Here is a 21,218-nt window from a genome sequence, read left to right on the forward strand (position 1 = left end):
TGGTGCATCCGGGAGGATTCGAACCTCCGACCGCTCGGTTCGTAGCCGAGTACTCTATCCAGCTGAGCTACGGATGCAAATGGCGGTGAGGCGGGGATTCGAACCCCGGATGCAGCTTTTGACCGCATACTCCCTTAGCAGGGGAGCGCCTTCAGCCTCTCGGCCACCTCACCACACGCCTCTTACGAGTGCTTCGAAGAACTTGTTCTGCTCATCGTCGCTGCGTGGCGCACATATTACTTTCTGGGACTTATAAGTCAAACAATTTTTCCAGAGCTTTTATCGTTTGCACACTTCACGCTCAATTAGTCTGTAAAAAAGCCAAAAAGAGTGTTTTATCAACAGATAATTTGATGACACGCTGGCCGCCAAAAGCGCACCATATCAACAGTGGGGTTGAAAAAAGTCATGAAGGGACAACGAGGGCGAGCGAGAAGAGAGGCTGCGTCTCACCCGAAAAGTGAGACGCGAAAACCTTAGTAACTGGACTGCTGGGATTTTTCAGCCTGGATACGCTGGTAGATCTCTTCACGATGGACAGAAACTTCTTTCGGGGCGTTCACGCCAATACGCACCTGGTTGCCCTTCACCCCTAAAACTGTCACGGTGACCTCATCGCCAATCATGAGGGTCTCACCAACTCGACGAGTCAGAATCAGCATTCTTTGCTCCTTGAAAGATTAAAAGAGTCGGGTCTCTCTGTATCCCGGCATTATCCATCATATAACGCCAAAAAGTAAGCGATGACAAACACCTTAGGTGTAAGCAGTCATGGCATTACATTCTGTTAAACCTAAGTTTAGCCGATATACAAAACTTCAACCTGACTTTATCGTTGTCGATAGCGTTGACGTAAACGCCGCAGCACGGGCTGCGGCGCCAACGAACGCTTATAATTATTGCAATTTTGCGCTGACCCAGCCTTGTACACTGGCTAACGCTGCAGGCAGAGCTGCCGCATCCGTACCACCGGCTTGCGCCATGTCCGGACGACCGCCACCCTTACCGCCCACCTGCTGAGCGACCATACCAATCAATTCCCCTGCTTTAACCCGGTCGGTCACATCCTTCGACACGCCCGCAATCAGAGAAACCTTACCTTCAACAACCGTTGCCAGTACGATAACGGTAGACCCCAGTTGATTTTTCAGATCATCAACCATGGTTCGCAGCATTTTCGGCTCAATACCAGCAAGCTCGCTGACCAGGAGCTTCACGCCGTTGAGATCGACCGCTTTACTGGAAAGATTTGCACTCTCCTGCGCTGCGGCCTGGTCCTTCAACTGCTGCAACTCTTTTTCCAGCTGACGTGTACGTTCCAGCACGGCACGCACTTTGTCGCCCAGATTCTGGCTGTCGCCCTTCAGCAGATGCGCAATATCGTTTAAGCGATCGCTTTGCGCGTGAACGGTGGCCATAGCGCCTTCACCGGTTACCGCCTCAATACGACGAATGCCCGCTGCGGTGCCGGACTCAGAGATAATACGGAATAGACCGATATCACCGGTACGACTGGCGTGAGTACCGCCGCACAGTTCGGTAGAGAAATCGCCCATGCTCAGAACGCGTACACGTTCGTCATATTTCTCGCCAAACAGCGCCATGGCCCCTTTCGCCTTCGCCGCGTCGAGATCCATGATGTTCGTTTCAATCGGCAGGTTGCGGCGAATTTGCGCATTCACCAAATCTTCAACCTGACGAATCTCCGACGGCTTCATCGCTTCATTGTGCGAGAAGTCGAAGCGCAGCACTTTATCGCTAACCAGCGAACCTTTCTGCGCAACGTGTGTCCCAAGCACCTGGCGCAACGCCGCGTGCATCAGGTGCGTGGCGGAGTGGTTCAGACGGATACGTGCGCGGCGCGCTTCATCTACATCAGCCTGTACCGCATCGCCCACTTTCAGAGCGCCCGCAGACAATTTGCCGATATGACCAATCGCCTGACCATATTTTTGCGTGTCGTCCACAGCGAAAGTAAATCCAGCGCCTTTCAGCTCGCCTTTATCGCCAACCTGACCGCCTGATTCCGCATAGAATGGGGTCTGATCCAGCACGACAACAGCTTCCTGTCCCGCGTTAATCGCTTCAACCGCTTTACCATCGACAAACAGCGCAGTCACTTTGCCGTTCAGTTCCAGATGGTCATAACCTTTAAATTCAGAAGCGCTATCAACGCGGATCATCGCGTTGTAGTCCGCGCCAAAACCGCTAGCTTCGCGCGCACGACGGCGTTGCTCTTCCATAGCGGCTTCAAAACCGGCTTCGTCGACTTTGATGTTGCGCTCACGGCAGACGTCCGCCGTTAGATCGACCGGGAAACCATAAGTATCATACAGACGGAAAGCGGTTTCGCCGTCCAGGGTGTCGCCCTGCAATTTCGCCAGTTCTTCATCCAGCAGCGCCAGACCGCGCTCCAGCGTACGGGCGAACTGCTCTTCTTCCGTTTTCAGAACCTGCTCGACCTGCGCCTGCTGACGTTTCAACTCTTCGCCTGCGGAGCCCATTACCTCAATCAGCGGCCCAACCAGCTTGTAGAAGAAGGTCTCTTTCGCGCCCAGCATGTTGCCGTGACGAACCGCGCGACGAATAATGCGACGCAGCACATAGCCACGGTTTTCATTCGACGGCAGCACGCCATCGGCAACCAGGAATGCGCAGGAACGGATGTGGTCGGCGATAACGCGCAGCGATTTATTACCCAGATCGGTGGCGCCGGTGACTTTCGCTACCGCTTCAATCAACGTGCGGAACAGGTCGATATCATAGTTAGAGTTAACGTGTTGCAGTACCGCGGCAATACGCTCCAGCCCCATACCGGTATCTACAGACGGTTTCGGCAATGGTTCCATAGTCCCGTCAGCCTGACGGTTGAACTGCATAAAGACGATGTTCCAGATCTCAATATAGCGATCGCCGTCTTCTTCCGGGCTTCCCGGAGGGCCGCCCCAGATGTGGTCGCCATGATCGTAGAAGATTTCGGTGCACGGACCGCAGGGACCGGTATCACCCATCTGCCAGAAGTTATCCGATGCGTATGGCGCGCCTTTATTGTCGCCGATACGGATGATACGCTCGCGCGGGATGCCGACTTCTTTTTCCCAGATCTCATAGGCTTCGTCGTCGGTTTCATAGACGGTGACCCATAAACGCTCTTTTGGCAGAGCAAACCAGTTTTCACCGGTCAGTAATTCCCATGCGAACTGAATGGCGTCGTGTTTGAAGTAATCGCCGAAGCTGAAGTTGCCCAGCATTTCGAAGAAAGTATGGTGACGTGCAGTGTATCCGACGTTTTCCAGATCGTTGTGTTTACCCCCCGCGCGTACGCAACGCTGGGAAGTGGTTGCACGGGAATAATTACGTTTATCGAGCCCAAGGAAAACATCCTTGAACTGGTTCATCCCGGCATTGGTAAACAACAGAGTGGGGTCATTGTTAGGCACCAGGGAACTGCTGGCAACTACCTGATGCCCTTTACTATGGAAAAAGTCGAGAAACGCCTGACGGATCTCAGCGGTGCTCTTGCTCATAATTATCCTGAAATCAAGCTACACTTCATCCTTCAGGCCGCCTCTGCGTTGGCTGCGAGTTTCCCGGTCACGCGTTCCCGAGGCTCACTTGCCGCTTTGATGCGGCTTGAATGATTTTGTGTATTTAAGGAATATTCGTCGCAGACGCTGTTCGCCGTTAAGCAACCCGCGTCCAGACGGAAAAAGTGGGAATAAGATAAGTTTTCTTTACCGGGAAGTAAAATCCCGTATGCGCTCAATCTGCAAAATTTCGCCATATTTGCTGGATATCGTCCATCAGATACCCGCGATAGAGCAAAAAGCGCTGTACCTTAACCTTTTCTGAAAAGTTTGAAGGGAGCGGCTCGCCATATTTGCGAATGGCCTGTTCACGTGCCATTTCACTCCAGTCAATTTCACATTCTCGCATTGCTTTTTCAGTCGATTCACGGGAAATGCCTTTCTGATTCAACTCCTGGCGAATACGCGCCGGGCCATAGCCTTTGCGGCTACGACTGGCGATAAAGCGCATCACGAAGCGCTCGTCATCAAGATAGCGATGTTCGTGGCACCAGGCGATCACGCGTTCATAATCGTCTGCCGTCGCATCAATCTCTTCCGGCCCATTTTTGCCCATCACCGGCGCGGAGAGTTTACGCCGTAATTCCTGCTCGCTGTGATCGCGGACAGCAAGAATACGTACCGCACGATCAAGGAGACGAGCATAAGCGGGACGGCGCGATGTGGGTTCACTCATAAAAAACCTTAACAGGGAGAAATGCCAAAAGGGCCGCATAAATGCAGCCCTTGATGGTAATTTAACGTTTTGCTGAATGGCGGCTTCGTTTTGTCCGACCCACCATCACCTGATGCTTAAAAATCTTCGTTGGTTTCTGCAACGCCTTCGCTATCGTCAACGGCGAAATCGGGCGTGGCATTCTGATTACTCAACAGTAATTCACGAACCCTTTTCTCGATCTCTTTCGCTGTCGCCGGGTTCTCTTTCAGCCAGGTAGTCGCGTTCGCTTTGCCCTGGCCAATCTTCTCGCCGTTGTAGCTGTACCATGCGCCCGCTTTCTCGATCAACTTCTCTTTCACGCCCAGGTCAACCAGTTCGCCATAGAAGTTGATGCCTTCGCCGTAGAGGATCTGGAACTCGGCCTGCTTAAACGGCGCGGCGATTTTGTTTTTCACCACTTTCACACGCGTTTCGCTACCCACGACATTATCGCCCTCTTTCACCGCGCCAATACGACGGATATCAAGACGAACAGAAGCGTAGAATTTCAGCGCGTTACCGCCGGTGGTGGTTTCCGGGTTGCCGAACATCACGCCAATCTTCATACGGATCTGGTTGATGAAAATCAACAGCGTGTTGGACTGTTTCAGGTTCCCCGCCAGCTTACGCATCGCCTGGCTCATCATACGCGCCGCGAGGCCCATGTGAGAGTCGCCAATTTCGCCTTCGATTTCCGCTTTCGGCGTTAGCGCCGCTACGGAGTCGACCACAATGACGTCCACCGCGCCTGAACGCGCCAGCGCGTCACAGATTTCCAGCGCCTGCTCGCCGGTATCCGGCTGAGAGCAGAGCAGGTTATCGATATCGACGCCCAGCTTGCGTGCGTAAACAGGGTCAAGCGCGTGTTCCGCATCGATAAACGCACAGGTTTTACCTTCACGCTGCGCAGCGGCAATCACCTGCAGCGTCAGGGTCGTTTTACCGGAAGATTCCGGCCCGTAAATTTCGACGATACGCCCCATCGGCAGACCGCCCGCACCGAGTGCGATGTCCAGTGAAAGCGAACCGGTGGAGATAGTTTCCACATCCATAGAACGGTCTTCACCCAGACGCATGATGGAGCCTTTACCAAATTGCTTTTCAATTTGGCCCAGTGCTGCCGCCAACGCTTTCTGTTTGTTTTCGTCGATAGCCATTATTACTCCTGTCATGCAACTTGGTATTGAACCGGATAGTGAATTCGTACTGTTGAAGCAATTATACTGTATGCTCATACAGTATCAAGTGTTTTGTAGAAATTGTTGCCACAGGGTTTGTAGCGCGTACGTCGTCGCCTGTCGACGCACCGATTCACGGTCGCCGCTGAAGCATTCCCGACGCGTAATCCCTTCTCCACTGACGCTGGCGAAAGCAAACCACACCGTACCAACCGGCTTTTCTTCACTGCCGCCATCCGGCCCGGCAATTCCGCTAATAGCGACAGCAAAATCGGCGCGAGCGGCCTTCAACGCCCCGATCGCCATTTCGACCACTACGGGTTCGCTGACCGCGCCATGCTGCGCCAGAGTCTCTTCACGCACGCCAATCATCTGCGCTTTGGCTTCATTACTATAGGTGACAAAGCCGCGTTCAAACCAGGCGGAGCTTCCGGCGATGTCGGTAATGGCTTTCGCCAGCCAGCCGCCGGTACAGGACTCTGCTGTCGTTACGGTCGCCCTGCGCGCTTTTAACGCCAGCCCAACCTGCTCGCTAAGCCGCATCAGTTCACTGTCAGTCATCATGACCTCTGTCAGTTAGAAATCCTGCCGCACAAGATAGCACTTTCTCACCAGAGATGGGGACGAGCAGTCGATTTTACGAGTCGGATTCCGAAAAAATGCCAGCAGGTTATTTATGCAGAATGAAAGAGGTAGCACATGACTAAATAGCAGTACCATGTTGCTAAATTTACACGCACGGAGAGAAAGCAAGGATGTCACTCAAAAAAACGGAAAGCACACAGCACAAACTAAAACAAACCACCCAACTACGGCTGTGGGCCACAATTGGCGGCGTCTGTTCACTTGTCATGGGAGTACTGAATATATTGTCGTCAGGCTATTTTGAACCGTATGATGGCGGTCAAATTATCTTAGGCCTGGGATGTCTGGGATATAGTCTGGCACTATCAAAGAAGATATCCCACTTGCAGGCAGAGAATCAGCCCAAAAAGCCATAATAATAGCGGAGGGGGTGCTCCCCTCCCTAAGCGTAAATTAGCGCACCCGCGCCAGCGCTACCGCCTGGCCCAGTTGCCAAACCGCCATCGCATAATGCGTGCTGTGGTTATATCGGGTAATGGTGTAGAAGTTCGGCAGGCCGTACCAGTACTGGTAGCCCGTACCGATATCCAGACGCAGCAGGCTGGCTTCCTGATGATTGCCCAACGATTGCTGCGGCGTTAAGCCTGCGGCGGCAAGCTGAGAGAGGCTATATTTTGTTTTGAAACCATTCGCCAGCCCAGGCGCCTGACCATTCGCCGGCACCGCAACCGTATCGCCTTTCACCCAACCATGCGCCTTGAAGTAGTTCGCCACGCTGCCGATGGCATCAACCGGGTCCCAAAGGTTGATGTGATTGTCGCCATTGAAATCGACCGCATATTCTTTATAGGAAGACGGCATAAACTGGCCGTAGCCCATCGCGCCCGCAAAGGAACCTTTCAGATTGAGCGGATCGTCTTGCTCATCGCGCGCCATGAGCAGGAAGGTTTCCAGCTCGCCGGAGAAATATTCCGCCCGACGCGGATAGTTAAATGACAGCGTCGCCAGCGCGTCCAGAATCCGCGTTTTCCCCATGATACGTCCCCAGCGGGTTTCCACGCCGATAATCCCCACGATGATTTCCGGCGGTACGCCGTATACCTGCCAGGCGCGGTTCAGCGCGTCTTCATACTGATTCCAGAACGCGACGCCGTTTTGCACGTTATCCGGCGTAATAAATTGTTTGCGGTAGCGCAACCAGGCGCCATTTGGTCCAGCGGGCGGCTGAGTGGTCGGCGCTTGTCTGTCCATCAGACGCAGGACGTAATCCAGTCTTTTAGACTGCGAGAGGATCTCCTGCAGCTGCTGACGGTCGAAACCGTGTTTACTGACCATTTTATCAATGAACTGCTGCGCATTAGGGTTGTTGGCGAAGTCGCCGCCCATTTGCATGACGTTATGCTGCGGCTCAAGCAGGAAGCCGCCGGAAGGCGTGCCCGTCGTCGCTTGAGTCTCGGAAGATTTTGGCTTGCTGCTACAGGCAGCAAGCAATACGCAAAGTGGAAGTAACGCTACATAACGACGCTTGAACATGAGACATCCATTAAACAAATTCAGCCAGGAAGAAGTATGGTAAAGCATCCCCCGCCGCACAAGGAAGCGGCACAAGAGAATAAATCACCTTTCTCCTCTTTTCAGTTTGTATCTGCTCCCCTACCCCACAAACTTTCAACTTAAAATATTTTTCTTTTATTTTGAGATCACAATAACACTTTTGAATCTTTCAACATGATTAAAATGAATAGGAAATTAGCAAGAAAACTAAAAACCCTACAGGAGAGAACAATGATCGAAACCATTACACATGGTGCGGAGTGGTTCATCGGGTTATTCCAGAAAGGCGGAGAGGTGTTTACCGGTATGGTGACAGGTATTCTTCCGCTACTGATAAGCCTGCTGGTTATCATGAATGCGCTCATCAATTTTATCGGCCAGCAGCGTATTGAGCGTTTTGCCCAACGTTGCGCCGGAAATCCGCTATCTCGTTACCTGCTTTTACCGTGTATCGGGACATTTGTTTTTTGTAATCCGATGACCCTGAGTCTGGGACGCTTTATGCCGGAGAAGTACAAGCCGAGCTATTACGCGGCGGCCTCCTATAGCTGTCACTCCATGAACGGTCTGTTTCCGCATATCAATCCCGGCGAACTGTTTGTTTATCTGGGTATCGCCAGCGGACTCACCACGTTAGGGCTTCCTCTCGGCCCGCTCGCAGTGAGCTATCTGCTGGTAGGTCTGGTGACGAACTTCTTCCGCGGTTGGGTAACCGATCTCACCACCGCTATTTTTGAGAAAAAAATGGGGATTCAACTTGAGCAGAAAGTTCATCTGACAGGAGCGGTATCATGACACGGGTTCGTATTGAGAAAGGCGCCGGCGGCTGGGGCGGCCCGCTTGAACTGGACGTTACGCCAGGCAAAAAGATCGTCTATATCACAGCCGGTACGCGCCCGGCGATCGTCGACAAACTGGCGCAACTAACAGGCTGGCAAGCGGTGGACGGCTTTAAAGAAGGCGAACCGCCGGAAGCGGAAATCGGCGCGGCCATTATCGACTGCGGCGGTACGCTGCGCTGCGGTATCTATCCGAAACGCCGGATTCCAACCATTAATATTCACTCGACGGGTAAGTCCGGCCCACTGGCGCAGTATATTGTTGAGGATATTTATGTCTCCGGCGTAAAAGAAGAAAACATTACTCTTGTCGGCGAAACGCCTGACAGTCCCCAGCCTGCCAAAACGACATTAGGACGTGACTACGACACCAGCAAAAAAATCACCGAGCAGAGCGACGGGCTGCTGGCAAAAGTTGGTATGGGAATGGGCTCCGCCGTGGCGGTACTGTTCCAGTCCGGTCGCGACACCATTGATACGGTCCTGAAAACAATCCTGCCGTTTATGGCGTTCGTTTCGGCGCTGATCGGCATCATTATGGCCTCAGGTCTTGGCGACTGGATCGCCCACGGTCTGGCGCCATTAGCCAGCCATCCACTGGGGCTGGTGACGCTGGCATTGATCTGCTCTTTCCCGCTGCTGTCGCCCTTTCTCGGCCCTGGCGCGGTTATCGCTCAGGTCATTGGCGTCCTGATCGGCGTTCAGATAGGCCTGGGCAATATCCCCCCGCATCTGGCGCTTCCCGCCCTGTTCGCGATTAACGCGCAGGCGGCCTGCGACTTTATCCCGGTCGGCCTGTCGCTGGCAGAAGCGAAACAAGACACCGTTCGCGTCGGCGTACCTTCCGTGCTGGTCGGACGCTTCCTGACTGGCGCGCCCACGGTACTTATCGCCTGGTTTGTTTCCGGCTTTATCTATCAATAAGAGGTTCAGACATGAGCGTGATTTATCAAACCACCATCACCCGTATCGGCCAGAGCGCGAAGGAGGCGCTCGGCGAACAGATGCTGATTACGTTTCGGGAAGGCGCGCCGGCGGATATCGAAGAATTTTGCTTCATCCATTGTCATGGCGAACTGACCGGCGCGCTGCAGCCTGGCGCGCGGTGTGAATTGGGCCAACATTGCTATCCGGTCACGGCGGTCGGCAGCGTAGCCGAGCAAAACCTGCGTGAACTGGGGCATATCACTTTGCGCTTCGATGGTCTGCGCGAAGCGGAATTTCCCGGCACCGTACACGTTGCGGGGCCTGTACCGGACGATATCGCGCCGGGCTGTATTTTGACGTTTGTCGCTTAAGGAGAAAAAACATGAATCAAGTTGCCGTTGTCATTGGCGGAGGCCAGACCCTGGGGGCATTCCTTTGCCGTGGGCTTGCAGAAGAAGGATACCGCGTGGCGGTCGTTGATATTCAAAGCGATAAAGCCGCGAATGTCGCCCAGGAAATTAACGCCGATTTTGGCGAAGGTATGGCGTACGGTTTTGGCGCTGACGCTACCAGCGAGCAGAGCGTGCTGGCGCTGTCCCGCGGCGTAGACGAGATTTTCGGGCGCGTCGATCTGCTGGTTTACAGCGCGGGTATCGCCAAAGCGGCGTTTATCAGCGATTTCCAGTTGGGCGATTTTGACCGCTCGCTACAGGTGAATCTGGTGGGCTATTTCCTCTGCGCCCGTGAGTTTTCCCGCCTGATGATCCGCGACGGCATTCAGGGGCGCATTATTCAGATTAACTCTAAATCCGGCAAAGTGGGCAGTAAACACAACTCCGGCTACAGCGCGGCGAAATTCGGCGGCGTGGGGTTAACCCAGTCTCTGGCGCTGGATCTGGCGGAATACGGCATTACCGTACACTCGTTGATGCTCGGCAACCTGTTGAAATCGCCAATGTTCCAGTCACTGCTGCCGCAATACGCTACTAAACTGGGCATTAAGCCCGACGAGGTGGAGCAGTATTACATTGATAAGGTACCGCTCAAACGCGGGTGTGATTATCAGGATGTGCTGAACATGCTGCTATTTTATGCCAGCCCGAAAGCGTCTTATTGCACCGGGCAGTCGATCAACGTAACCGGCGGTCAAGTGATGTTCTGACCGTGAATTGCCGGATGGCGCCGTAGGCCGGATAAGACGGTTACGCCGCCATCAGGCAAAACAACAGGAGCACATTATGGTTTCCACTCTGATTACCGTCGCCGTTATCGCCTGGTGTGCGCAACTGGCGCTGGGCGGCTGGCAGATTTCCCGCTTTAATCGGGCTTTCGATAAACTTAGCCAACAGGGGCGGGTCGGCGTCGGGCGCTCCGGCGGGCGTTTTAAGCCCCGGGTGGTGGTTGCCGTGGCGCTGGACGAACAGCAGCGGGTGACGGACACTTTATTGATGAAAGGCCTTACGGTATTCGCCAGACCGGTTAAAATTGCCGCAATGCAAGGAAAACATTTGCATGAATTACAGCCTGATGTGATCTTTCCCCATGATTCGCTCGCGCAGAATGCACTATCATTGGCGCTTAAACTGAAACATGGGTAATTTCGTTGTGAATGCGTATAGCTTGCGAAATTATCATTTTGCAACCAATACCCTAAATAATTCGAGTTGCAGGAAGGCGGCGACGCAGTGAATCCCAGGAGCGTACATCAGTACGTGACCGGGGTGAGCGAGGAAAGCCAACGCACATGCAGCGTGAAGTATGACGGGTAAATACATAAGTCAGGGTAATCACGCCTATGAAACCTCGTCAGCGTCAGGCCGCGATTCTGGAGCACCTGCAAAAACAGGGAAAATGCTCGGTTGAAGAACTGGCCCAGTACTTTGACACGACAGGCACCACTATCCGTAAAGATCTGGTCATTCTGGAAAATGCCGGAACCGTCATCCGCACCTATGGCGGCGTGGTGTTGAATAAAGAAGAGTCCGATCCGCCTATTGATCACAAAACGCTTATCAACACCCACAAAAAAGCGCTGATAGCCGCAGCCGCTGTGAAATATATCCATGATGGCGATTCCATTATTCTGGACGCCGGAAGTACCGTGTTACAGATGGTGCCGTTGCTTTCGCGTTTTAGCAACATCACGGTGATGACCAACAGCCTCCATATTGTCAACGCGCTATCGGAACTGGACAACGAACAAACTATCCTGATGCCCGGCGGCACCTTCCGTAAAAAATCGGCGTCGTTTCACGGTCAACTGGCGGAAAACGCCTTTGAGCAATTCAGCTTTGATAAACTTTTCATGGGAACTGACGGTATTGACCTGAACGTCGGTGTGACCACGTTCAATGAGGTTTACACCGTCAGTAACGCAATGTGCAATGCAGCACGCGAGGTGATTCTGATGGCGGACTCCTCAAAATTTGGTCGTAAAAGCCCCAATGTGGTGTGCAGTCTGGAAACCGTCGACAAACTGATCACGGACGCGGGGATCGATCCGGCATTTCGTCAGGCGCTGGAAGCAAAAGGGATTGAAGTAATCATAACCGGAGAAAGCAATGAGTGATGCACTACTAAACGCGGGCCGTCAGACCTTAATGCTGGAGCTACAAGAAGCCAGCCGTCTGCCGGAGCGTCTGGGCGATGATTTTGTCCGCGCCGCCAATATCATTATTCACTGTGAAGGCAAAGTGATCGTTTCCGGTATTGGTAAATCAGGTCATATTGGTAAAAAAATCGCCGCGACGCTTGCCAGTACCGGTACTCCCGCTTTTTTTGTTCATCCGGCGGAAGCACTGCATGGCGATCTGGGGATGATTGAAAGCCGCGACGTGATGTTATTTATCTCCTATTCCGGCGGCGCAAAAGAACTCGACCTCATCATCCCGCGTCTGGAAGATAAATCCGTCGCGCTGCTGGCGATGACCGGTAAACCTCACTCTCCGCTGGGGCGAGCGGCAAAAGCCGTTCTGGATATTTCCGTCGAGCGTGAAGCCTGTCCGATGCATCTGGCGCCGACGTCCAGTACCGTCAATACGCTAATGATGGGCGATGCGCTGGCGATGGCGGTCATGCAGGCGCGAGGTTTTAACGAAGAAGATTTCGCCCGTTCGCATCCGGCTGGCGCACTGGGCGCGCGTTTGCTCAATAATGTGCATCACCTGATGCGCCAGGGCGATGCAATACCGCAGGTGATGCTTGCCACCAGCGTGATGGATGCCATGCTGGAACTTAGCCGTACCGGGCTGGGGCTGGTGGCGGTTTGCGATGAGCAACATGTTGTGAAAGGCGTCTTTACCGACGGCGACCTGCGTCGCTGGCTGGTGGGCGGCGGCGCGCTCACCACGCCGGTAAGCGAAGCCATGACGCCCAACGGTATTACGCTCCAGGCGCAAAGCCGCGCCATTGACGCCAAAGAGATCCTGATGAAACGCAAAATTACCGCCGCGCCAGTGGTCGATGAAAACGGCAAACTCACCGGCGCCATTAACCTGCAGGATTTCTACCAGGCAGGGATTATCTAATCCTTCAGTCCCAGACGCTTCGCCAGCCGATGCAGGTTGGCGACGTCGGTTTCCAGCGCCCGCGCGCTGGCCGCCCAGTTATGATTATTTTGCGCCAGCGCCTGGCGAATCATCTCTCGCTGGAAGTTCTCCGTCGATTCGCGCAAATTGCGGCAGGTTGGCAGCGCCAGAAAGCTTTCCGCAGGCGGCGCGGGTAAAACGTCCTCTGACAAGGCAAAATGCTGCGCCTCCAGTATCACCTCATCCCCTGCCCGAGTCGCTCTCGCCAGCACAACCGCACGGTGAATGGCATGTTCCAGCTCCCGGACGTTGCCCGGCCAGCCATAGTTGAGCAAATGGCGGCGCGCGTCGGGACTCAGCACCACGCGGGACAGCCCCAGCCGCAGTCGGCACTGCTCGCAAAAATAGCCCGCCAGCAGCACCACATCATCGCCACGCTCGCGCAGCGGCGGCACAAAGAGCGGAAAAACGCTCAGGCGATGGAACAGATCGGCGCGAAAACGCCCCGCCAGCACCTCTTCACGCAGGTCACGGTTGGTCGCCGCCAACACCCGCACATCCACGCGCAGGCTACGATCGTCGCCGACGCGCTGAATATCGCCATACTGCAACACGCGAAGCAGCTTGGCCTGTAGCGCCAGCGACAGTTCGCCAATCTCATCCAGAAACAGCGTACCGTTATCCGCCATTTCGAACTTACCGCTACGATTACTGATAGCCCCGGTAAAAGCCCCTTTTACATGACCAAACAACTCGCTCTCCGCCACGCTTTCCGGCAGCGCGGCGCAGTTGAGATAGACCAGCGGATTGACCGCTCTGGGGGAGCCCTGGTGAATAGCTTTCGCCACCAGCTCTTTACCGGTCCCCGTTTCACCGCCGATCAGCACGTTAAGATCGGAGCCCGCCACAATCTCGATCTCTTTTTTCAACTGCGTCATCGCCGGCGACAGGCCGATCATGTGCGTCTCTTTTATCGGTTCAAACACGCCTGACGACCCCGGCAACATGTTCTGGCTTTCCAGTTGTTCAATTAACAGCGCATTACTCAATGCCCCGGCGGCCAGCGCGGCGACAAGCCGTAGTTCTTCATCGCTAAATACCTCGAACTGCTCCGGCGTCATAGCATCAAGGGTCAGCGCACCGATGAGGTTCTGTCCGGCAAACAGCGGCAGACCAACACAGGCGTGGACTTTCAGGCTTTCCTGTCCGGGAATTAACCCGTCATACGGATCGGGCAAATCGCTATCAGCCGGAAAACGCACCACGTCCCCCGCGCGGGCGATGGCTTCCAGGCGCGGATGCCCTTCCAGGGTAAAACGTCTGCCGAGGACGTCCTGCGCCAGGCCATCAATCGCCAGTGGAATAAATTGTCGTGATTCATAGCGCAGCAGCGCCGAGGCGTCGCACGCCAGCACCTGACGCAGCGTAGTAATCAACCGCTGAAAACGATCCTGATGCCCAATGCCGCGTTGTAACTCAATGGCGATGCCCGCCAATACCTCCACGGAAAAACTCATGGTTACCTCATTGTCATTTTGACAACCTATAGTGTCATATTGACAGCATCATTTATAGTCTTTTTGACTATATCAAAAATACAAAATTATTATAATTTCATATAAATCAATCAGATGAAAGGTTGGCACACTACCTGCAATAAGCAAAACAACTTTTTGCAAACGTTGAATGAATTGAGGTGGTTATGTCTATTCTGGTTAAAAATAATATTCATTGGGTTGGCCAACGCGACTGGGAAGTACGTGATTTTCACGGCACTGAATACAAAACTCTGCGCGGCAGCAGCTATAACAGCTATCTCATTCGTGAAGAAAAGAATGTGCTGATCGATACCGTCGATCATAAGTTTAGCCGTGAGTTTGTGCAAAACCTGCGCAGTGAAATCGACCTCGTGGATATCGACTACATCATCATTAACCATGCCGAAGAAGACCATGCAGGCGCGCTGACCGAACTGATGGCGCAGATCCCGGACACGCCTATCTACTGTACCGCCAACGCCATTGATTCTATCAACGGCCATCACCATCACCCGGAATGGAATTTTAAGGTGGTGAAAACCGGCGATACGCTGGATATCGGCAACGGCAAGCAGTTGATCTTCGTGGAAACGCCGATGCTGCACTGGCCGGACAGCATGATGACCTATATGACCGGCGACGCGGTGTTATTCAGCAACGACGCCTTTGGTCAGCACTACTGCGACGAGCGTCTGTTCAATGATGAAGTGGACCAAACCGAACTGTTTGAACAATGCCAGCGCTACTACGCCAATATCCTGACGCCGTTCAGCCGTCTGGTAACGCCAAAAATTACCGAAATCCTCGGCTTCAACCTGCCGGTGGATATGATTGCCACATCACACGGCGTGGTATGGCGCGACAACCCAACGCAAATCGTGGAACTGTATCTGAAATGGGCGGCAGATTATCAGGAAGATCGTATCACTATTTTCTACGATACCATGTCGAACAATACTCGCATGATGGCGGATGCCATCGCGCAGGGTATCAATGAAGTGGACCCGAACGTGGCGGTCAAAATCTTTAACGTCGCCCGCAGCGATAAAAATGAAATACTGACCAATGTCTTCCGTTCGAAAGGCGTGCTGGTCGGCACTTCTACCATGAACAACGTGATGATGCCGAAAATCGCTGGTCTGGTGGAAGAGATGACCGGCCTGCGCTTTCGCAACAAACGCGCCAGCGCCTTCGGTTCTCATGGCTGGAGCGGCGGCGCGGTGGATCGACTGTCCACGCGCTTACAGGATGCCGGTTTTGAAATGTCCCTGAGTCTGAAAGCGAAATGGCGTCCGGATCTGGATGCGCTGGAGTTGTGCCGTCAGCATGGTCGCGACATCGCCCGTCAGTGGGCGCTTGCTCCGCTGCCGGAAACCACACAGAAAACCGCGCCAGCCGAAGAAATCACAACCTGCGCCGCCGCAGACCTCGGCCCTAAAATGCAATGCAGCGTATGCCAGTGGATTTACGACCCTGCGCAGGGCGAGCCGTTGCAGGATGTCGCGCCGGGTACGCCGTGGAGCGACGTGCCGGATAACTTCCTGTGCCCGGAATGTTCATTAGGTAAAGACGTGTTCGACGTACTGGCGACGGAGGCAAAATGAGTCGGGGGATCATCATTATTGGGTCGGGCTTCGCCGCCCGCCAGCTCGTCAAAAATATCCGTAAACAAGATGCGCATGTGCCGTTAACCCTGATTGCGGCGGACAGTATGGATGAGTATAACAAGCCCGATCTCAGCCACGTTATCAGCCAGTCGCAGCGCGCCGATGATCTCACCCGCCAGTTAGCGGGGGAATTTGCTGAACAGTTTAATCTGCGACTGTTCCCGCATACCTGGGTTGCTGACATTGATGCCGATGCCCATGTGGTGAAAAGTCAGGATAAGCAGTGGCAGTACGACAAGCTGGTACTGGCGACCGGGGCGACAGCCTTTGTACCGCCGATTGCAGGACGTGAGTTAATGCTTACTTTGAATAGCCAGCAGGAGTACCGCGCCTGTGAGACACAACTGCGCGACGCGCAGCGAGTGCTGATTGTCGGCGGCGGTCTCATTGGTAGTGAATTAGCAATGGATTTCTGCCGCGCCGGGAAAACGGTAACGCTGATGGATAACGCCGCCAGCCTTCTCGCCTCACTGATGCCACCGGAAGTGAGCAGTCGCTTACAGCATCACCTGACCGATATGGGGGTGCATCTGCTGCTGAAATCGCAGTTGCAAAAACTGGAGAAAACCGAAGCCGGTATCCGCGCTACGCTGGTAAGCCAGCATAGTATTGAGGTCGATACGGTGATTGCCGCCACCGGCTTACGCCCGGAAACCGCCCTGGCGCGCCGCGCCGGGGTAGCCGTCAACCGCGGCGTCTGCGTGGATAGCTATCTACAGACCAGTCACCCGGATATTTATGCGATCGGCGATTGCGCGGAAATCAACGGTCAGGTGCTGCCCTTCCTGCAACCGATCCAGTTAAGCGCGATGTACCTGGCGAAAAATCTGTTTGGCGGCAACGCGCCGCTGAAGCTACCGGCGATGCTGGTCAAAGTCAAAACGCCGGAACTGCCGCTGCATCTGGCGGGAGAAACTCAGCGCCGCGATTTAAGCTGGCAGATTACCGCAGAATCTGACGGTATGATTGCCAAAGGCATGAGTGGAGAAGGCCAACTACGCGCCTTTGTGGTGAGTGAAGACCGCATGAAAGAGGCCTTTGCACTACTGAAAACGTTGTCCGTATAAGCCTGTGATGCCGGATGGCGCCGCTTCGCGTCTTATCCGGCCTACGAGTGAGCATCTATTTACAGGCCGAATAAGGCGCAGCCGCCATCCGGCGCCCTACACTTCCCTTAACGCTCGCGCTGCGGCAATCACACCCTGTCCAAACGACAGTCCGCCGTCGCCCGCCGGTAACCGCTGCGGAAATAACAATTTAAAATCAGAAAGATAAAAGGCAAGACGCGCGCGAAGTAAGCGGTTGTGTATCACCCCGCCGCTGAAGACCAGAGTGGTTATCCCCCGCGCCGTAGCCTGCTGGCGCATTAGCGTGGCAAACCCGCACGCCAGCGCATCATGAAAAGCCCAGGCGCGTTGCGCGGGCGTGGCCTGCCAGTTCAACCATTGCCGCCAGAAAACAGCGACGTCCAGTTGAGCGCCGTTAAGCGGCATCGTTACCGGATGCTCAACGTTAGCGCATTGAGAGGCCAGCGCCTCCAGCGCGCAGGCGGCCTCGCCCTCATAGCTAAGCGATGCTGGCGCGCAGCGAAGCGCGGCAGCCACCGCGTCAAACAACCTCCCGCAGGAAGAGGCCAACGGGGCATTGACGCCGCGCTCAATGGCACGCGCCAGGACACTCCAGTTTTGCTGTTGCAGCCCCGCTGTCTCCGGATAATCCAGCCAGTCCGGCACAAAGCGCAGGCACTGCGCTAACAGATTACGCCACGGCTGTTTGGCAGCCAGATCGCCTCCCGGCAGCGCCACGGCGGGTAAACCACCTAAATGTTCGCATTCGCGATAATTGACCCGCAAACATTCTCCGCCCCATAGCGCGCCATTCTCACCCATGCCGATACCGTCTACCGTCAGGGCAATCACCTCTCCGCCGTCCAGCGGCCAACCATGCTCGGCCAGGCAAGCCGCCGCATGGGCATGATGGTGTAACACCGTCTCTGTCGGCAGACGCATCTCACTGGCCCACTGACTGGAAACATAGCCCGGATGCGCATCACAGACGATACGCTCTGGGGTAAAATCGTAGATTGACTGGATCAAACGCAATGCCTCGCGCCACTGCGCCTGGATACCGTCATCGCTGAGATCGCCCAAATGTTGGCTGACAACCGCCTGTTCGCCGCGTACCAGACAGAACGTGTTTTTCAGATCCGCGCCCAGACAAAGTATCGGCGGCACATCGCGAAATCCGGGCGGCAACGCAATCGCGTCCGGCACGTATCCCCGCGAACGACGCAGCATTTCGCCGCTGTCGCGCACGACAGAGTCGTCCATGCGCTGAACAATGTCGCGATTGTGCAACAAAAAACCATCGGCAATATCGTGTAAATCGTCCAGCGCCTGTTCGTTGGTGATGGCGGGCGGTCTGCCGCTCAGGTTGCCGGATGTCATCACCAGCGGGTAATTGAGCGCCTGCAACAAGAGGTGTTGCAATGGGTTGGCTGGCAGCATCACACCCACCTCCGTAAGTCCTGGCGCGATGCCCTCACTCAGCGAAGGTACATACTGCTTATCCACCAGTACAATCGGGGCCGCTGGCGTGGTCAGCAGCGAACGCGCCGCGCTCGGCAGCGTTTGCGCCGTGGGCAACATCACCGCCAATGGTTTCGCCGGGCGATGTTTACGCGCCCGCAGCATCGCCACTGCGTTATCGTTGCGCGCATCGCAGGCCAGATGAAAACCACCCAGCCCTTTAACGGCAATAATGCCCCCGGCGTTCAGTTGGGCGACCGCCGCCTGCAAAGCCGCCTCTTTTTCCGCTCGTTCATGTTGGCTCCGCCACTCAAGATGCGGCCCGCATGACGGACAGGCAACGGGCTGGGCATGAAAACGGCGATCGTACGGATCGCGGTATTCGCTGTCGCATTCCGGACACAAGGGAAACGCCGCCATCACCGTAAATGGCCGGTCATAGGGCATAGCGCGAATAATGGTGAAGCGTGGTCCGCAGTGGGTGCAATTGATGAAAGGATAACGGTAGCGCCGCTCGCCAGGGGTATTCATCTCGGCAAGACATGCCGGGCAGGTCGCCGCATCCGGCACGATTTGCGTGTTCATCGAACCGCCTGCGCTCTGACGAATAGCGAAATCCGTCGGTGCGCGCTCCCATATCAACGACGCGTGTTCAACGCTGTCAATGCGCGCCAGCGGCGGGCAATCCTGATAGAGCGCGGCAATAAATTGCGACGGCTCTTCCAGCAGCCGAACGACGACGCCGTCGCCGTCATTACACACGTCGCCGTGTAATCGCAACTGCTGCGCCAGCTGCCAGACAAAAGGACGAAAACCGACGCCCTGTACTTTGCCCCGAATGCGTAGCTGTACGCCGGAAGGTGTGTCTATCGCCATCTTATTTTCCCGCCATCATCGAACCCGGATGCCTGATGGCGCGACGCTTATCAGGCCTACAACCGCACGGACCGTAGACCGGAGAAGGCATTGATGCCGCCATCCGGCAATGCTTTGTGGCGTATTCTACGCGCAATCGCAGAAATCAGAAAAGCAGCGATGCCGTTGAATCCAGCGCCGCACGACGGCGTTTTTCCGCGCTTAGCTGTTCGAGCTTATTGCGGTCAACGCAGATAAGGGCGTGCGTTGGGCAAGCGGCAATACAGGCCGGACCGGCTTCACGGTGGTGACATAGATCGCACTTGTTGGCTTCGGCTTTTTCGGCACGCACGTTCAGCCCCGCGCCGCTATTGCGAACCACCGGACGTACCACCACGTCCATGGCGCCGTAAGGACATGCCACTACGCAAGTTTTACAGCCAATGCAGCGTTCCTGCATCACATGAACAAAGCCTTTGTCACGGCTGATGGCGCCATTCGGGCAAACGTTGGCGCACGGCGCGTCTTCACACTGGCGACACAGCGTTGCCGTGGAAACGTTCACGCCTTTGATGACATGGATACGAGGTAAAAAGGTTTCAGGGGTCAGCGATGCGCAATCCTGATTTTCCTGATGGGATACGACGCAAGCCACTTCACAGGTACGGCAACCAATGCACTTACTCGCGTCTGCAATGATGAAACGGTTCATCAAATTCTCCAGCAATAACAGATGATGTGCCGATATATACACGAATCGTGCCAATTTTTATTTCATTGTTATTTAAGAATATTATTTCTATTTTCGTGAGCATTTACGTGTCATCGTCACAAGTGTCGATGACACGTAATGTCGCCAGTGGTGGTCAAGATTTACAGTGATAGCCAGCCAACTCTGCACCGCAACTGGCATCAATCCTGATTAACGCCTGGCAATACGTTACCGCGTATTAAACAGCGCTGCGTAAGGGAAAGATCGTCCGTTTGCGGATTCCTTCCGGCAATAGGTTTGATAATTAATTTACGGCCAGGATAGTGATTAAAACGGGTCAGCGCCGGATAACTCAACCGGCCAAACCAGCCGTGTACGCGCTGCCAGCGGGCGTCCTTCACCTGATATAAATTGGTTATCCAGTAGCCTGAGTCAAACTGCATATCCAACAGTTACGTACGCCCATTGCCCTGTAAATCAAGCAAATCATCGACGCCAGTATCGCTGGCGGTATAAAACCCCCACGGTTCAAAGACGCAGGGGCGGCCATTCTTGAGAAAGGTGAAAATGATGTATTGCGCGCTCGGCGCCAGGCCCAACCCAGGATTGCCCAACCAGATAACCAGATCCTGAATGCCGTTACGATCGAGGTCAGCGCGATAAAATTGCGCATTACCCGCCAAATTAATCAGCCTTCCCACCGGGACAACCCACGAATTACCGGCGCTGTCTTTTCCGCTAATCCGCCATTCGTTATCTTTTTTCGGCTCCGGCAGTAGCGTCACGCCACTGACTCCGACCTGGCGAAAATGCCAGGTCTGGTCGGGCGATACAGAATAAGGCAGGGTCAACAGCGGCTTCAGCGCACGCTTTTGCGCATATTCACCGTCGCTCATCGGCAGGTAACCGACAACACCGGTGGCCAGTGCGCGTGCGGCGAGGCAGAGAAATAGCAGTCCGCTCCATACGATAATCTTCACGTCCTTCTTACAACCTTTGCCGTGTAACACAAATTCTCCCTAAA

General features: G+C 54.6%; 19 protein-coding genes, 2 tRNA genes and 1 pseudogene. 10 read left to right on the forward strand and 12 right to left on the reverse strand.

Features of this window, described 5'->3' with window-relative positions; translation table 11 throughout:
* The 7 genes from ACLJRE_RS00610 to pncC all read right to left on the reverse strand — a co-directional run bounded on the left by ACLJRE_RS00610 (position 1) and on the right by pncC (position 6,023).
* Positions 1-77, reverse strand: a tRNA-Arg gene (locus tag ACLJRE_RS00610).
* A gap of 3 nt (positions 78-80) precedes the next feature.
* Positions 81-173 (reverse strand) — tRNA-Ser (locus ACLJRE_RS00615).
* Between the two features lie 303 nt (positions 174-476).
* The gene (gene csrA, locus ACLJRE_RS00620; RefSeq protein ID WP_000906486.1) at positions 477-662 is read right to left on the reverse strand and encodes a carbon storage regulator CsrA; all 186 of its coding nucleotides are present in this window, start codon (positions 660-662) and stop codon (positions 477-479) included.
* A 234-nt stretch (positions 663-896) separates the two neighbouring features.
* A complete protein-coding gene (alaS, locus tag ACLJRE_RS00625; protein ID WP_000047220.1) occupies positions 897-3,527 on the reverse strand; it encodes an alanine--tRNA ligase in 2,631 nt (876 codons plus the stop codon).
* Positions 3,528-3,762: 235 nt separating this feature from the next.
* Positions 3,763-4,263: a recombination regulator RecX gene (gene recX, locus ACLJRE_RS00630; protein WP_001294867.1), complete on the reverse strand. Its 501-nt coding sequence runs from the start codon at positions 4,261-4,263 to the stop codon at positions 3,763-3,765.
* A 116-nt stretch (positions 4,264-4,379) separates the two neighbouring features.
* Positions 4,380-5,441: a recombinase RecA gene (recA, locus tag ACLJRE_RS00635; protein ID WP_000963150.1), complete on the reverse strand. Its 1,062-nt coding sequence runs from the start codon at positions 5,439-5,441 to the stop codon at positions 4,380-4,382.
* Positions 5,442-5,525: 84 nt separating this feature from the next.
* Complete coding sequence (pncC, locus tag ACLJRE_RS00640) at positions 5,526-6,023, reverse strand: nicotinamide-nucleotide amidase (RefSeq protein WP_023136961.1); 498 nt, start codon at positions 6,021-6,023, stop codon at positions 5,526-5,528.
* A 194-nt stretch (positions 6,024-6,217) separates the two neighbouring features.
* Between pncC and ACLJRE_RS00645 the strand changes: the two genes are divergently transcribed.
* Positions 6,218-6,463: a hypothetical protein gene (locus ACLJRE_RS00645; RefSeq protein WP_000053775.1), complete on the forward strand. Its 246-nt coding sequence runs from the start codon at positions 6,218-6,220 to the stop codon at positions 6,461-6,463.
* Between the two features lie 37 nt (positions 6,464-6,500).
* Here the strand turns inward: ACLJRE_RS00645 and mltB are convergent, their stop codons facing one another.
* Complete coding sequence (gene mltB / locus ACLJRE_RS00650) at positions 6,501-7,580, reverse strand: lytic murein transglycosylase B (RefSeq protein ID WP_000476811.1); 1,080 nt, start codon at positions 7,578-7,580, stop codon at positions 6,501-6,503.
* Between the two features lie 252 nt (positions 7,581-7,832).
* On the opposite strand from mltB, the gene srlA reads away from it, so the two are divergent.
* The 7 genes from srlA (at position 7,833) to gutQ (ending at position 12,894) form a co-directional block, all read left to right on the forward strand.
* Positions 7,833-8,396 (forward strand): PTS glucitol/sorbitol transporter subunit IIC, encoded by a 564-nt coding sequence (gene srlA / locus ACLJRE_RS00655; protein WP_000573333.1) that lies wholly within the window; start codon positions 7,833-7,835, stop codon positions 8,394-8,396.
* The gene (locus tag ACLJRE_RS00660; RefSeq protein ID WP_000199042.1) at positions 8,393-9,364 is read left to right on the forward strand and encodes a PTS glucitol/sorbitol transporter subunit IIB; all 972 of its coding nucleotides are present in this window, start codon (positions 8,393-8,395) and stop codon (positions 9,362-9,364) included. Before srlA ends, ACLJRE_RS00660 begins: the two co-directional genes overlap by 4 nt.
* Positions 9,365-9,375: 11 nt before the next feature.
* Positions 9,376-9,738: a PTS glucitol/sorbitol transporter subunit IIA gene (srlB, locus tag ACLJRE_RS00665; RefSeq protein WP_000111553.1), complete on the forward strand. Its 363-nt coding sequence runs from the start codon at positions 9,376-9,378 to the stop codon at positions 9,736-9,738.
* An 11-nt stretch (positions 9,739-9,749) separates the two neighbouring features.
* On the forward strand, positions 9,750-10,529 hold the full coding sequence (srlD, locus tag ACLJRE_RS00670; RefSeq protein WP_001077372.1) for a sorbitol-6-phosphate dehydrogenase: 780 nt from the start codon (positions 9,750-9,752) through the stop codon (positions 10,527-10,529).
* A 76-nt stretch (positions 10,530-10,605) separates the two neighbouring features.
* Positions 10,606-10,965, forward strand: a complete 360-nt coding sequence (gutM, locus tag ACLJRE_RS00675) for a transcriptional regulator GutM (RefSeq protein ID WP_000255198.1) — start codon at positions 10,606-10,608, stop codon at positions 10,963-10,965.
* Positions 10,966-11,162: 197 nt separating this feature from the next.
* Entirely contained in the window at positions 11,163-11,936 is a 774-nt protein-coding gene (srlR, locus tag ACLJRE_RS00680) for a glucitol operon DNA-binding transcriptional repressor SrlR (protein WP_000804536.1), read from the forward strand.
* On the forward strand, positions 11,929-12,894 hold the full coding sequence (gutQ, locus tag ACLJRE_RS00685; RefSeq protein WP_001278204.1) for an arabinose-5-phosphate isomerase GutQ: 966 nt from the start codon (positions 11,929-11,931) through the stop codon (positions 12,892-12,894). The genes srlR and gutQ overlap by 8 nt, the downstream gene beginning before the upstream one ends.
* Here gutQ and norR read toward each other — a convergent pair.
* Positions 12,891-14,411 carry a nitric oxide reductase transcriptional regulator NorR gene (norR, locus tag ACLJRE_RS00690; protein ID WP_000010808.1) on the reverse strand — a complete coding sequence of 507 codons (1,521 nt, stop codon included), beginning with the start codon at positions 14,409-14,411 and terminating at the stop codon, positions 12,891-12,893. The two genes, gutQ and norR, sit on opposite strands and share 4 nt — an antisense overlap.
* Before the next feature lie 185 nt (positions 14,412-14,596).
* Here norR and norV point away from each other — a divergent pair, with 185 nt between their 5' ends.
* Together norV and norW are read left to right on the forward strand one after the other, a co-directional pair.
* Positions 14,597-16,036: an anaerobic nitric oxide reductase flavorubredoxin gene (gene norV / locus ACLJRE_RS00695; protein WP_023212167.1), complete on the forward strand. Its 1,440-nt coding sequence runs from the start codon at positions 14,597-14,599 to the stop codon at positions 16,034-16,036.
* Positions 16,033-17,166, forward strand: a complete 1,134-nt coding sequence (gene norW, locus ACLJRE_RS00700) for an NADH:flavorubredoxin reductase NorW (RefSeq protein WP_023212168.1) — start codon at positions 16,033-16,035, stop codon at positions 17,164-17,166. Before norV ends, norW begins: the two co-directional genes overlap by 4 nt.
* Positions 17,167-17,262: 96 nt before the next feature.
* Here norW and hypF read toward each other — a convergent pair whose 3' ends face one another.
* The 3 genes and pseudogenes from hypF to ACLJRE_RS00715 form a co-directional block, all read right to left on the reverse strand.
* Positions 17,263-19,503 (reverse strand): carbamoyltransferase HypF, encoded by a 2,241-nt coding sequence (gene hypF, locus ACLJRE_RS00705; protein ID WP_023212169.1) that lies wholly within the window; start codon positions 19,501-19,503, stop codon positions 17,263-17,265.
* Positions 19,504-19,648: 145 nt separating this feature from the next.
* Positions 19,649-20,194, reverse strand: a complete 546-nt coding sequence (gene hydN, locus ACLJRE_RS00710; protein ID WP_023212170.1) for an electron transport protein HydN — start codon at positions 20,192-20,194, stop codon at positions 19,649-19,651.
* Positions 20,195-20,394: 200 nt separating this feature from the next.
* A pseudogene (locus tag ACLJRE_RS00715) lies at positions 20,395-21,204 on the reverse strand (hypothetical protein).
* Positions 21,205-21,218: the final 14 nt, after the last annotated feature.

Origin of the sequence: Salmonella sp. SAL04157 (assembly GCF_046551635.1) — a bacterium.
Classification (GTDB): domain Bacteria; phylum Pseudomonadota; class Gammaproteobacteria; order Enterobacterales; family Enterobacteriaceae; genus Salmonella; species Salmonella enterica.